The 12968-nt window shown below is 53.5% G+C and carries 12 protein-coding genes; 11 read left to right on the plus strand and 1 reads right to left on the minus strand.

Features of this window, described 5'->3' with window-relative positions:
• Positions 1–4 precede the first annotated feature (4 nt).
• From accD to hisP, 10 genes are all read left to right on the plus strand, one after another.
• On the plus strand, positions 5–922 hold the full coding sequence (gene accD, locus ED901_RS24640) for an acetyl-CoA carboxylase, carboxyltransferase subunit beta (RefSeq protein WP_056782162.1): 918 nt from the start codon (positions 5–7) through the stop codon (positions 920–922).
• Between the two features lie 205 nt (positions 923–1127).
• Positions 1128–2414, plus strand: a complete 1287-nt coding sequence (folC, locus tag ED901_RS24645) for a bifunctional tetrahydrofolate synthase/dihydrofolate synthase (RefSeq protein WP_122097529.1) — start codon at positions 1128–1130, stop codon at positions 2412–2414.
• A complete protein-coding gene (gene dedD / locus ED901_RS24650; RefSeq protein ID WP_122097530.1) occupies positions 2404–3201 on the plus strand; it encodes a cell division protein DedD in 798 nt (265 codons plus the stop codon). The genes folC and dedD overlap by 11 nt, the downstream gene beginning before the upstream one ends.
• A gap of 264 nt (positions 3202–3465) precedes the next feature.
• Entirely contained in the window at positions 3466–3957 is a 492-nt protein-coding gene (cvpA, locus tag ED901_RS24655) for a colicin V production protein (RefSeq protein WP_034791821.1), read from the plus strand.
• A 30-nt stretch (positions 3958–3987) separates the two neighbouring features.
• Positions 3988–5505: an amidophosphoribosyltransferase gene (purF, locus tag ED901_RS24660; RefSeq protein WP_056782171.1), complete on the plus strand. Its 1518-nt coding sequence runs from the start codon at positions 3988–3990 to the stop codon at positions 5503–5505.
• A gap of 127 nt (positions 5506–5632) precedes the next feature.
• Entirely contained in the window at positions 5633–6205 is a 573-nt protein-coding gene (locus ED901_RS24665; RefSeq protein WP_122097531.1) for a UbiX family flavin prenyltransferase, read from the plus strand.
• Positions 6206–6528: 323 nt separating this feature from the next.
• Positions 6529–7311, plus strand: a complete 783-nt coding sequence (argT, locus tag ED901_RS24670) for a lysine/arginine/ornithine ABC transporter substrate-binding protein ArgT (RefSeq protein ID WP_056782177.1) — start codon at positions 6529–6531, stop codon at positions 7309–7311.
• Positions 7312–7416: 105 nt separating this feature from the next.
• Positions 7417–8103 (plus strand): histidine ABC transporter permease HisQ, encoded by a 687-nt coding sequence (locus ED901_RS24675; RefSeq protein WP_122097532.1) that lies wholly within the window; start codon positions 7417–7419, stop codon positions 8101–8103.
• Positions 8100–8816, plus strand: a complete 717-nt coding sequence (locus ED901_RS24680) for an ABC transporter permease (protein ID WP_056782183.1) — start codon at positions 8100–8102, stop codon at positions 8814–8816. Before ED901_RS24675 ends, ED901_RS24680 begins: the two co-directional genes overlap by 4 nt.
• 35 nt (positions 8817–8851) lie before the next feature.
• Positions 8852–9625 (plus strand): histidine ABC transporter ATP-binding protein HisP, encoded by a 774-nt coding sequence (gene hisP, locus ED901_RS24685; RefSeq protein ID WP_056782185.1) that lies wholly within the window; start codon positions 8852–8854, stop codon positions 9623–9625.
• 50 nt (positions 9626–9675) lie between these two features.
• Here the strand turns inward: hisP and pepT are convergent, their stop codons facing one another.
• Positions 9676–10908, minus strand: coding sequence for a peptidase T (gene pepT / locus ED901_RS24690; RefSeq protein ID WP_122097533.1), 1233 nt, complete (start codon positions 10906–10908; stop codon positions 9676–9678).
• A gap of 158 nt (positions 10909–11066) precedes the next feature.
• On the opposite strand from pepT, the gene ED901_RS24695 reads away from it, so the two are divergent.
• Positions 11067–12662: an ABC transporter substrate-binding protein gene (locus ED901_RS24695; protein WP_122097534.1), complete on the plus strand. Its 1596-nt coding sequence runs from the start codon at positions 11067–11069 to the stop codon at positions 12660–12662.
• Positions 12663–12968 lie beyond the last annotated feature (306 nt).

Here is a 12968-nt window from a genome sequence, read left to right on the forward strand (position 1 = left end):
ATCGATGAGCTGGATTGAACGAATTCTTAGTAAGAGCACTGACTCGCAAACCCGTAAGGCAAGCATTCCTGAGGGCGTCTGGACTAAATGTGACAGCTGCGGACAGGTACTTTACCGCGCCGAGCTCGAGCGCAACCTCATGGTTTGCCCTAAGTGCGACCACCATATGCGTATGTCTGCGCGTATGCGTCTGTCCACTTTCATGGACGAGGGCAGTGAGGTTGAATTAGGTAGCGAGCTTGAGCCTAAAGATGTTCTGAAGTTTAAAGATTCCAAAAAATACAAAGATCGTCTGGTTGCTGCACAAAAAGAAACCAACGAAAAAGACGCGATGGTTGTTATGAAAGGCACGCTGTTTGGTATGCCGATCGTAGTGGCGTCGTTCGAGTTTGCGTTCATGGGCGGTTCCATGGCGTCAGTGGTCGGGGCTCGTTTCGTCCGTGCCGTTGAACAGGCCATGGAAGATAACTGCCCGCTGGTGTGTTTCTCAGCCAGTGGCGGCGCACGTATGCAGGAAGCGCTGATGTCGCTGATGCAGATGGCGAAAACCAGTGCGGCGTTGGCGAAATTGCAGGAACGCGGCTTGCCGTACATTTCTGTGCTGACTGACCCGACCATGGGCGGCGTTTCTGCCAGCCTGGCGATGCTGGGTGATATCAACGTGGCTGAGCCAAAAGCCCTGATTGGTTTTGCCGGCCCGCGCGTTATCGAGCAGACCGTACGTGAAAAACTGCCTGCTGGTTTCCAGCGCAGTGAATTCCTGATTGAGAAAGGCGCGATCGATATGATCGTCCGTCGCCCGGATCTGCGTGCCAAGTTGGGCAGCGTTCTGGCGAAGCTCACCGGACAACCTGAGCCACGTGTGGCTGAGGTGCCGGCTGCGGTCAACGGTTCTGCCGCTGACAATCATCAGGATGCCTGATCGATCAGAGTAAAAGCCGGTCAGTTGTTCAGGGCGGCCACTCATCGTTGTGCCGCCCAAGCTGTCGCCGTCAAGCTGTTATCGCTCAGGACTGGCAGGCCGTGCTTTTACTCTTTCAGCAGTATCTGAAAAAGAGGGCATTGCCTGCTGTCACAGTCTGGTGATGTAGTGTCGAAGTGAACCTAATGCAGGTTGAACGGGGCTCATGCAAAATCAACTTATCCCTCAAGCCACGTCGCCTTTGGCCACGTGGCTTTATTATCTCGAACATCTCCATTCTCAGGCGATTGAACTCGGCCTTAGCCGCGTCAGCGCAGTCGCCACCAAACTCGATTTACTGACACCTGCGCCGCTGGTCTTTACCGTGGCCGGTACCAATGGCAAAGGCACCACCTGCGCCACGCTGGAATCGATTCTGATGGCGGCGGGTTACCGTGTCGGTGTTTACAGTTCTCCTCATCTGGTGCGATACACCGAGCGCGTGCGTATTCAGGGCGACGAGTTACCCGAAGCGGCACACTGCGCCTCTTTCGCGCAGCTGGAAGCCGGGCGCGGCGATATCTCACTGACCTATTTCGAGTACGGCACTTTATCTGCTTTGCAGCTGTTTAAGCAGGCTAAGCTGGATGTGGTGATCCTCGAAGTCGGGCTGGGCGGTCGTCTGGATGCCACCAATATTGTTGATGCCACGGTTGCCGTGGTGACCAGCATCGCGCTGGATCACACGGACTGGCTGGGGTCAGACCGCGAAAGCATTGGCCGCGAAAAGGCCGGTATTTTCCGTTCGGGTAAACCGGCGGTGGTCGGTGAGCCGGATATGCCGCAGTCGATTGCGGATGTGGCGCAGGAAAAAAATGCCGATCTCTGCCGTCGTGACAGCCAGTGGCATTTTACCGCCGGTTCTGACAGCTGGCGCTGGGCGGCGTTGCAGGAAGGGGCGGAAACCACCGTTCTGGAGGCTCTGCCGTTGCCAAACGTTCCCTTAGCCAATGCTGCGACGGCACTGGCAGCCCTGCATTATTCGCCGCTGGAGATCCCGGCTGAGGCGTTGCACAGTGGCCTGACGCGTGCGGCGCTGCCGGGACGATTCCAGACCGTGAGCGAATCACCGCGCCTGATCCTCGACGTGGCGCATAACCCTCACGCTGCTGCCTATCTGGCCGGGCGTTTGGCTGAACAGCCACGCCATGGCGGGAAAGTACGGGCCGTTGTCGGCATGTTGTCAGATAAAGATATTGCCGGTACGCTGGCGTGTCTGTCCCCGCAGGTGGATGAATGGTATTGCGCGCCGCTTGAAGGCCCGCGCGGTGCCAGCGCTGAAGAACTGACGGCGCATCTGCCCGCGGCGCGTCAGTTTACGGATGTGGAGTCAGCCTGGAAGCAGGCCATGCAGGAGGCGGCTCCTCAGGATATTGTGATCGTCTGCGGTTCGTTTCATACCGTCGCTCACGTAATGGATGCTTTAGATACGGGGAAAACCAGTGGCAAGTAAGTTTCAAAATCGCCTGGTCGGTACGGTCATTCTGGTGGCGCTGGGCGTCATCATTTTGCCCGGATTACTCGACGGCAAGAAAAAACATTACGAAGACGAATTTGCGTCGATCCCATTGGTGCCAAAAGCGGGTGATGTCGAGGAGCAGGATTCGGTACCGCCGGTGACGCAGTCGCTGCCTGCTCAGGTGCCTGAAGGCGCAGATCAGTCGATGCATGGCGCACCGGAATCTGACAATTCCGCGACCAACACCACGGCTGCCAATCGTGGCGCGGTGGCACCGGGGAATACCACGGTAGAAACGCCACCGGCAACGACGCTGCCAGAGCAGAAAAAAACGGTGCAAACTACGCGTACCGAACCTGCGAAGCAGAAACCGGTTGAGCAAAAGCCAGTGGTTCAGAAGCCTAAGACGATCGAACCTAAACCGATGGTCGAAGCACCGCCTGTCGTCAAACAGAAACCGGTTGAACAGCCTAAACCGGCAGAGCAACCGAAAGCCGCAGAACAGCCGAAGCCGGCGCAGGAAGAAAAAGCACCAGCGGGGCAGTCGTATGTTGTGCAGCTGGGGGCGTTGAAAAATGCGGCCAAAGCCAATGAGATCGTGGCGAATCTGCGACTCTCCGGTTTCCGTGCCTACACGGTTCCGTCAACGCCGGTACAGGGGCAGATAACGCGCCTCTACGTCGGGCCGGATGCCTCCAGGCAGAAGCTCGAAGCCTCGTTGCCGCAGTTGCAACAGCTCAGCGGATTAGGCGGCCAGGTCCGGGCTTACTCTGCACACTGACGTGACTCCTCCCCTTTGCCGGGGAGGGAACTGATAAAACATAAAAAATACCAGGGAGGGCACAAGCGATTTGTGCCCTTTTTCTATAAGATCCTCAGGTTGGGTTTTTATAGGGTTATGCTGCGATTGAGGTTTTTTTAATCGCTATTATTAATTTGTCTGACCGGCAGATTTCCCCTACGCAAACGTTTTCTTTTTCTGTTAGAATTCGCAGCGATTTGGATGCCGGGGTAGACGTGACTGGATTAGACACTGGAATAGTTAATGGTCTGGATTGATTACGTCATCATTGCGGTTATCGGATTTTCTGCATTAGTCAGTTTGATTCGTGGCTTTGTTCGTGAGGCTTTATCACTGGTAACCTGGGCTTGCGCCTTCTTCGTTGCCAGTCATTATTACCCTTACCTCGCCATCTACTTCACGCGTTTCGAAGATGAGTTAGTTCGAAACGGGATCGCAATTGCCATCTTGTTCATCGCGACGTTGATCGTAGGTGCAATTGTCAACTATGTGATTGGTTCGCTGGTGGAAAGAACCGGATTGTCCGGCACAGACAGGGTGTTAGGTGTGTGCTTCGGCGCGCTGCGCGGGGTGTTGATTGTCTCCGCGATGCTGTTCTTCCTGGATACTTTTACCGGCTTCTCACAAAGTGAAGACTGGAAGCAATCCCAGTTGATCCCACAGTTCAGTTATATCATCAGGTGGTTCTTTGACTACCTGCAGAGCACGTCGAGTTTCTTGCCAAAACATCTTTAGTTTTGGCAGCGCTGAAGAGGAAAAGACAACATGTGCGGTATTGTCGGTATCGCCGGTTTCATGCCGGTAAACCAGTCGATTTATGACGCGTTAACGGTGTTACAACACCGTGGGCAGGATGCCGCAGGCATCGTCACCATTGATGCCAATAATAACTTCCGTTTACGGAAAGCGAATGGCCTGGTGAAGGATGTTTTCGAAGCCCGCCATATGCAACGCTTGCAAGGCAACATGGGCATCGGCCATGTTCGCTACCCAACGGCTGGCAGTTCCAGCGCTTCAGAAGCTCAACCTTTTTACGTCAACTCTCCGTTCGGCATCACCCTGGCCCATAACGGTAACCTGACCAATGCCCATGAACTGAGAAGCAATCTGTTCGAAGGCCAGCGTCGCCATGTCAACACGACTTCTGATTCTGAAGTCCTGCTGAATATCCTGGCCAGCGAGCTGGATCGTTTCCAGCATTATCCGCTCGAAGCTGACAACATTTTCGCTGCCGTGTCGGCGGTGAACCTGAAAATCCGTGGTGCTTATGCCTGCGTGGCGATGATCATCGGCCACGGCATGTTGGCCTTCCGTGACCCGCACGGCATCCGCCCGCTGGTGATCGGCAAACGTACGCTGGAAGATGGCCGCAATGAGTACATGGTGGCGTCTGAGAGCGTGGCGTTAGATACACTGGGCTTTGAGTTCCTGCGTGATGTGGCGCCGGGCGAAGCGGTGTACATCACCGAAAAAGGCCAGCTGTTCACCCGCATGTGTGCTGAGAATCCGCAGTACAATCCGTGCCTGTTCGAGTACGTGTATTTCGCACGTCCTGACTCGTTTATCGACAAAATTTCCGTCTACAGCGCCCGTGTTCGTATGGGTGAAAAGCTGGGCGCGAAAATTGCCCGTGAATGGGAAGATCTGGATATCGACGTGGTGATCCCTATCCCGGAAACCTCATGTGATATCGCGCTGGAAATCGCGCGCATCCTTGATAAACCGTACCGTCAGGGTTTTGTGAAAAACCGTTATGTTGGCCGTACATTTATCATGCCGGGTCAGCAGGAACGCCGTAAATCTGTGCGTCGCAAACTCAATGCTAACCGCGCGGAGTTTCGTGATAAGAACGTGTTGCTGGTGGATGATTCCATCGTGCGCGGCACCACGTCTCAGCAAATCGTTGAGATGGCACGTGAAGCGGGGGCAAGACGTGTGTATCTGGCTTCAGCGGCACCGGAAATTCGTTTCCCGAACGTCTACGGCATCGATATGCCAAGTGCCAACGAACTGATTGCGCATGGCCGTGAAGTCAGCGAAATCAACCAAATCATCGGTGCCGATGCCTTGATCTTCCAGGACCTGAGCGATTTGATCGCCGCAGTGAAAGAAGACAACAGCGATATCGAGAAATTTGAGTGTTCAGTATTCGATGGTATTTACGTCACGAAAGACGTTGACCAGAATTACCTGGAATACCTCGAAGCCCTGCGCAACGACGACGCTCAGGCGTTACGTGGTCAGCAGGAAGCTGAAAACCTCGAGATGCACAACGAAGGCTGATAAGCGCGTTGCTGGCATGATACAAAGCGCGCCCCTCCTGTGAACACACAGGTCGGGCGCGTTTTTTTATGCCTGAATGTATGTCAGTATTAGCACCGTCCGGGTTCATTCTTCTAAGGCAGTGTTCATGAAACGACTTATTGTCGGTATTTCAGGCGCCAGCGGCGCAATTTACGGTGTCCGGTTGTTGCAGGTGTTAAAAAGCGTACCGGATGTCGAAACCCATCTGGTGATGAGTAATGCCGCACGGCAGACGCTGACTCTGGAAACCGATCTGACGCTGCGCGACGTGCAGGCCATGGCCGATGTGGTTCATGATTCCCGCGATATCGCCGCCAGTATTTCTTCCGGATCTTTTAAAACCGCCGGAATGGTGATTTTACCCTGTTCGATCAAAACCTTGTCCGGCATTGTTAACAGCTATACCGATGGATTACTGACCCGCGCGGCAGACGTGGTGCTTAAAGAAAGCCGCCGTCTGGTGCTCTGTGTCCGCGAAACGCCGCTGCATCTTGGCCACCTGCGCCTGATGACTCAGGCCGCTGAGCTCGGAGCCATCATCATGCCGCCAGTTCCGGCGTTCTATCATCGCCCGGCGTCGGTGGAAGATATCATCGATCAGACCGTTAACCGCGTCATCGATCAGTTCGATATTGAGTTGCCGGAAGACCTGTTTGTTCGATGGCAGGGCAGCCACTGAGTTTTCTCCCCCCTCTACGCACTTATTTCTAGCATTTCACTAACAATGCACCAACGCTGATCACAATTTGATTCATTCTGGTGCATTGTTAACGAGCGCTTACGCTATCCTTTCCTCAGACCTCTGAATACTTTCATATTCCTGATGATTTTTTGACCGGTTTTCACTCTCTTAACGGGGAAATTGCCCTCGCTAAGAAACGGCACGAAACGTGCATGAGAGAATCTGGCAAAAAAGCCATTTGCATCGTTCAGCAAACTATAAAAAGACGTTCATTCACGCACACGCAACCACAACAGATGAATAATCACTGAGGCTAATGTATGAAAAAGTTGTTCAAGGTTCTTCCGCTGGTTTTGGTCTTAGCCAGCGCAGGTAGTGCGTTCGCTGCCGCACCTAAAGCAATTAATATCGGTACTGATCCGACGTATGCCCCATTTGAATCAAAGGATTCCAGCGGCAAGCTGGTAGGTTTTGATATCGATCTCGCAAATGAAATGTGTAAACGCGCTGCAATTAAATGCACGTATGTCGAAAGTGATTTCGACGCACTGATCCCTTCCCTGAAAGCCAAAAAAATTGATGCGATCATTTCCTCATTGTCCATCACTGAAAAACGCCAGCAGGAAATTGATTTCACTGAGAAATTGTACGCTGCCAACGCCCGTCTGATCGCGCCTAAAGGCTCCAAAGTTCTGCCTGAACTGGACGCGCTGAAAGGCAAAAACGTCGGTGTATTGCAGGGTTCCACTCAGGAAGCCTATGCCAACGCCATGTGGCAGCCAAAAGGCATCAACGTTGTGGCTTACCAGAATCAGGATCTGATTTATGCGGATCTGGCTTCAGGCCGTCTTGATGCTGCGTTCCAGGACGAAGTGGCGGGCAGCGAAGGCTTCCTGAAACAGTCTGCAGGTAAAGAATACGCGTTCGCGGGTCCGTCTGTTAAAGACGATAAATTCTTCGGCGTGGGTACCGGCATGGGTCTGCGTAAGACCGATACGGATCTGAAAGCCGCGCTGAATAAGGCGTTTGACAGCATGCGTAAAGACGGTACTTACGACAAGCTGGCGAAGAAATACTTCGACTTTGACGTATACGGCGGCTAATTGCGCGCTGTGTGATGTGCCACAGGGGGCGGTGCGCTGCTCCCTGAGGTTCTGACGCGCGCCGTTTTCTGGCCGCGCCGGGATCCTTTCAGACAGGAAAAAACCATGCTGTATGGGTATTCCCAGGTAATCATCCAGGGCACGTTGGTGACACTGGAACTGGCGATTTCGTCAGTTGTTTTAGCGCTGGTGATAGGGCTTATCGGGGCGGGTGGGAAGCTGTCAAAAAGCCGGGTTATTTCTGGTTTCTTTGGGTGTTACACCACGCTTATCCGCGGCGTACCTGATCTGGTGTTGATGTTATTGATTTTTTACGGCTTGCAGATTGCACTCAACAGCGTCACCGAATCTCTCGGGATGACGCAAATTGATATCGACCCGATGAGCGCCGGTATCATCACGCTCGGTTTTATCTATGGTGCGTATTTCACCGAGACATTTCGCGGCGCGTTTATGGCCGTTCCCCGCGGGCAGATTGAAGCGGCCACCGCTTATGGTTTCACCGGCTCACAAATTTTCCGCCGTATCCTCTTCCCGGCCATGATGCGTTTCGCGTTGCCTGGTATCGGTAACAACTGGCAGGTGATTTTAAAAGCCACCGCGCTGGTGTCACTGCTCGGCCTGAATGATGTGGTGAAAGCCACGCAGCTGGCAGGAAAGGGCACCTATCAGCCGTTCTATTTTGCGATTGTGGCGGGTGTGGTGTATCTGATCTTTACCACGCTGTCGAACGGCGTGCTGTTATGGCTTGAACGCCGTTATTCGCTGGGTGTGAAGAGGGCTGAGCTATGATCGAAATCCTCCAACAATATGGCTGGTCGCTGCTGTACAGCGATGGCTACCGTTTCACCGGGCTGGCGATCACCCTTTGGTTACTGATCAGTTCCGTGGTGATCGGCGGATTGCTGGCGGTGCCCATGGCCGTCGGGCGCGTGTCGTCTAATAAATTAATCCGCTATCCGATCTGGTTATACACCTACATTTTTCGCGGCACGCCGCTGTATGTGCAACTGCTGGTGTTCTACTCCGGAATGTACAGCCTGGAGATCGTGCGTGGCACGGACTTTCTGAATGCGTTCTTTCGCAGCGGTCTGAACTGTACGATCCTGGCGCTGACGCTCAACACCTGTGCGTACACCACCGAGATATTTGCCGGTGCCATCCGGTCAGTGCCTCACGGTGAAATCGAAGCCGCGAACGCCTACGGATTTTCGCGTTTTAAACTCTATACCTGCATTATTTTGCCTTCGGCGTTACGCACGGCGCTGCCGGCTTACAGTAACGAAGTCATTCTGATGCTGCACTCCACCGCCCTGGCGTTTACCGCCACCGTGCCGGATGTGCTGAAGATTGCCCGCGATATTAACTCGGCGACGTATCAGCCGTTTTACGCCTTCGGGATCGCGGCGGTGATTTATCTTTGTGTTTCTTTTGTTCTGATTGGTCTGTTCCGTAAGGCGGAAAAACGCTGGCTGGCGCATGTGAAGCCCCAGTCCGCTCATTAAAAAAGCCAACTATCGACACCATTGCGGGAAACGTTATGTCAGAAAACAAATTAGCCGTTCTCGATCTCCACAAACGCTACGGCGACCATGAGGTGCTCAAAGGCGTGTCGCTCTCCGCCAATGCGGGAGATGTGATCAGTATTATTGGTTCATCAGGTTCAGGGAAAAGTACATTTTTGCGCTGCATTAACTTCCTGGAGAAGCCGAGCGAAGGGTCAATCAGCGTCAGCAATCAGGATATCCGCATGGTGCGCGACACCGACGGGCAACTGAAAGTGTTCGACAAAAAACAGCTGCAACTGCTGCGTACCAAACTGACGATGGTGTTCCAGCACTTCAATCTGTGGAGCCACATGACGGTGCTTGAAAACGTCATGGAAGCGCCGGTACAGGTGCTGGGGCTGAGCAAAGCCGAAGCGCGCGAGCGTGCGGTGAAATACCTCGATAAAGTCGGCATCGATGCACGTGCGCAGGGTAAATACCCGGTGAACTTGTCCGGTGGTCAGCAACAGCGTGTCTCTATCGCCCGTGCACTGGCAATGGAACCCGAAGTGCTGTTGTTTGATGAGCCTACTTCGGCGCTCGACCCTGAGCTGGTCGGTGAAGTGCTGCGCATCATGCAGAAACTGGCGGAAGAGGGGAAAACCATGGTGGTCGTCACGCATGAAATGGAGTTTGCCCGCCACGTGTCCAGCCATGTGATTTTTCTGCATCAGGGCGTGATTGAAGAGCAGGGCAACCCTGCCGACGTGTTCGGCAGCCCGAAAAGTGCCCGTCTGCAACAGTTTCTGTCAGGTGCGCTGAAGTAATATCGTTACGCAGCGTTCCCCTCTCATGAGGGGAACGCTGGATGACAGGGTTACCCTTTCGCTGCCAGCAGGCACAGCTGTACGGTCAGTTCGTAGGATTTCACAAACGAATTCACCGGCAGGAACTCAAACTTCGAATGGAAATTATGTGCGCCGGTGAAGTAGTTCGGTGTCAGCAAACCTTTGGCTGACAGCGCTGCGCCGTCAGTGCCGCCGCGCATCGGGATCACTTTCGGTTCAACGCCGATCTCTTTCAGCCCGGCAAAAATCAGATCGATCGCCCGGCGGTCTTCCCCGATCGCGCTGCTGATATTGCTGTAGGTATCGCTGATATCCACCGAGACTTTCGCCGTCGGATACTGAGCTGCGATCGCTTTCGCGACATCCTGAATTTTCTGCTTACGGGCCGCAAAACTGGCGCTGTCGAAATCACGGATGGAGGCATGGAGCCGCGCACCCTGCTGGGAAGCGCTCATGCCGTTGAACCAGACGTAGCCTTCGCGGCCTTCGGTATTTTCCGGCGTTTCTGCACGGTCAAAGTGACTGATGAAATCCTGCGCCATCAGTAACGGATTGACCAGCACACCCTTGGCTGACATCGGATGCGCCGTCACACCGGTAAAGTCGATTTCCACGGCTGCCGCGTTGAAGTTTTCATACACCACTTCACCCAGTTCACAGCAGTCAATGGTGTACGCAAAATCCACGTCAAAGCGGGCGAGATCCAGCGCTTTCGCACCGCGCAGCCCGATTTCTTCATCAGGCACAAACGCTACCACGATATCGCCATACTCCTGCGACGCGTTCAGATTCTCCAGCATGGTCATGACCACCGTCACGGCGGCTTTATTATCTGCGCCCAGCACACTGGTACCGTCGCTGAAGATGATTTCTTCACCCTGATACGCCAGGATTTCCGGGCGCTCAGCAGGGCGCAGCCAGATATCTTTTTCTTTGTTCAGGCACAGGTCATCGCCGGTGAAGCGCAGCGTTTGCGGATGAATATCCGCGCTCAGGCCCACATCGACGGTATCAATGTGAGTGATAAAACCTATGCGCGGCCCGCCGGTTTTAGTGCCGGGTTTGACCGCGGTGACGGTCGCATATTCATCAATCTGAATGTTTTCTAAACCGAGCTGATGCAGCTCTTCAGCCAGTAACCGCGCCATGTCATGCTGGCCCGGCGTGCTCGGTAAGGTGTTCACGCTGGCGTCACTTTGTGACGTCACGGAGAGATAGCGGTAGAAACGTTCGGTAAGCTGTTTTGCGATTGTTGTCGACATCTTGACCTCTGAATGATCGCCAATGGGTTTACTTGTTATAAGATTTTCATATATAACAAAGTATTACTAGTTGTTATTCAGATGTTAATCTGTTTTTGCTTTGGGTTCCATGATGAAGAAGTTTTAAACACTCTCCGGACAGGGAAAAAAGGGAAAAAATGAAACACAACATTTTAAAAATAAGCACAGGGTTACTGGCGTTAGCGATCACGGGCGGCGTTTCGGCAAAAACGCTGGTGTATTGTTCTGAGGGTTCGCCGGAACAATTTAACCCGCAGCTTTACACGTCGGGCACTTCCGTCGATGCCAGCGCTGTGCCGATTTATAACCGTCTGGTTGATTTCAAAACCGGCACCACTGAGCTGGTGCCAAGCCTGGCAGAAAGCTGGGACGTCAGCCCGGACGGTAAAACCTACACTTTCCACCTGCGTAAAGGCGTGAAATTCCAGAGCAGTAAACTGTTTAAACCCAGCCGTGATTTCAATGCGGATGACGTCATCTTCTCGTTCATGCGCCAGAAAGATGAAAACAACCCGTATCACAAGGTGTCCGGCGGCACTTATCTGAACTTCGACAGCCTGAAGCTGGGCGATCTGATCGGCAGTATTGATAAAGTGGATGATTACACCGTTCGCTTCAACCTGACCCGCCCCGAAGCGCCATTTGTTGCCGATCTGGCCTGGTATTTCGCGTCTATCCTCTCGGCAGAATATGCCGATCAGATGCTCAAAGCCGGTACTCCGGAGAAACTCGATCTGAATCCGGTCGGTACGGGGCCGTTCGAGCTGGTTCAGTATCAGAAAGACACGCGTTTGCTGTACAAAGCCTTCCCGGAGTACTGGCAGGGTAAATCTAAAATCGACCGTCTGGTGTATACCATCACCCCGGATGCCTCGATGCGTCTCGCAAAACTGGAAAAAAATGAGTGCCAGGTGATGCCGTTCCCGAACCCGGCAGATCTCGACCGGATGCGCGCCAACAAAGACATCAATCTGATGAGTAAATCGGGTCTGAATACCGGTTTCCTGTCATTTAATACGCAGAAGCCGCCGCTGGACAATGTGAAGGTGCGTCAGGCGCTGAGCATGGCGATCAACAAGCCACAAATTATTGAAGCGGTATTCCGTGGCACCGGCACCGCAGCGAAAACGCTGCTGCCAACCGGTGTCTGGGGATATAACGACAAGGTAGTGGATTACGATTATTCGCCGGAGAAAGCCAAAGCGTTACTGGCCGAAGCAGGCATGCCAAACGGTTTTGATATCGATCTGTGGGCGATGCCGGTACAACGCCCGTATAACCCGAATGCCCGCCGTATGGCAGAAATGATTCAGTCGGACTGGGCAAAAATTGGCGTGAAAGCACACATCGTCAGTTTTGAGTGGGGTGAATACCAGACGCGCATCCGTAACGGCGAGCACATGGCCGCGCTGATGGGCTGGACGACAGCCAATGGTGATCCGGATAACTTCTTTGGCCCGTTATTTACCTGTAACGCAGCGAAGGGCGGTTCTAACTCTGCGAAATGGTGTTATGCACCTTTCGACCAGTTGATCACCGAAGCCAAAGAAACCACGGACCATGCCAAACGCGTTGCACTTTACGAGCAGGCGCAGCAAATGATGCACGACCAGGCGCCAGCGGTGATGATTGCACACTCGACCATCTTCGAGCCCGTTCGCAAAGAAGTGAGCGGCTATGAGATCGATCCCTTTGGCAAGCATGTGTTTTATCAGGTGGATGTGAAGGAATAAGGCTATACCGGGCATTGGTGCCCTTTTTAGGGCACCAATCAACACTTCTTAAAGATAAAACCACTCTGCTTTTGAATTTAAGATTGGGCGGGCGATTCAGACATCTTGCTGAACGGAGCGGCCTGGAGACCAAAGGCTCCAGGACCGAGAGAAGGCACCGCGCAGCGGCAAGATGTCCAGCCTGTCGCGGTGATACCTGAAACAAAGCCAGCAAGCGAAGCGCTTGTTGGAAAGCGAGGAGGAATCCAAAGGAGGAAAAGCACTTTCCTCCTTTGGGCGGTTTCGGCACTGAAAGAGAAGTGATCG

The sequence above is a fragment of the Rahnella sp. Larv3_ips genome (genome assembly GCF_003697865.1).
GTDB lineage: Bacteria > Pseudomonadota > Gammaproteobacteria > Enterobacterales > Enterobacteriaceae > Rahnella > Rahnella rivi.

Excerpts from the sequence above, each read along its gene's own strand:
- accD (WP_056782162.1), top strand. The coding sequence starts at position 5 with ATGAGCTGGATTGAACGAATTCTTAGTAAGAGCACTGACTCGCAAACC.
- folC (WP_122097529.1), top strand. The coding sequence starts at position 1,128 with ATGCAAAATCAACTTATCCCTCAAGCCACGTCGCCTTTGGCCACGTGG.
- cvpA (WP_034791821.1), top strand. The coding sequence starts at position 3,466 with ATGGTCTGGATTGATTACGTCATCATTGCGGTTATCGGATTTTCTGCA.
- purF (WP_056782171.1), top strand. The coding sequence starts at position 3,988 with ATGTGCGGTATTGTCGGTATCGCCGGTTTCATGCCGGTAAACCAGTCG.
- ED901_RS24665 (WP_122097531.1), top strand. The coding sequence starts at position 5,633 with ATGAAACGACTTATTGTCGGTATTTCAGGCGCCAGCGGCGCAATTTAC.
- argT (WP_056782177.1), top strand. The coding sequence starts at position 6,529 with ATGAAAAAGTTGTTCAAGGTTCTTCCGCTGGTTTTGGTCTTAGCCAGC.
- ED901_RS24675 (WP_122097532.1), top strand. The coding sequence starts at position 7,417 with ATGCTGTATGGGTATTCCCAGGTAATCATCCAGGGCACGTTGGTGACA.
- ED901_RS24680 (WP_056782183.1), top strand. The coding sequence starts at position 8,100 with ATGATCGAAATCCTCCAACAATATGGCTGGTCGCTGCTGTACAGCGAT.
- hisP (WP_056782185.1), top strand. The coding sequence starts at position 8,852 with ATGTCAGAAAACAAATTAGCCGTTCTCGATCTCCACAAACGCTACGGC.
- pepT (WP_122097533.1), bottom strand. The coding sequence starts at position 10,908 with ATGTCGACAACAATCGCAAAACAGCTTACCGAACGTTTCTACCGCTAT.
- ED901_RS24695 (WP_122097534.1), top strand. The coding sequence starts at position 11,067 with ATGAAACACAACATTTTAAAAATAAGCACAGGGTTACTGGCGTTAGCG.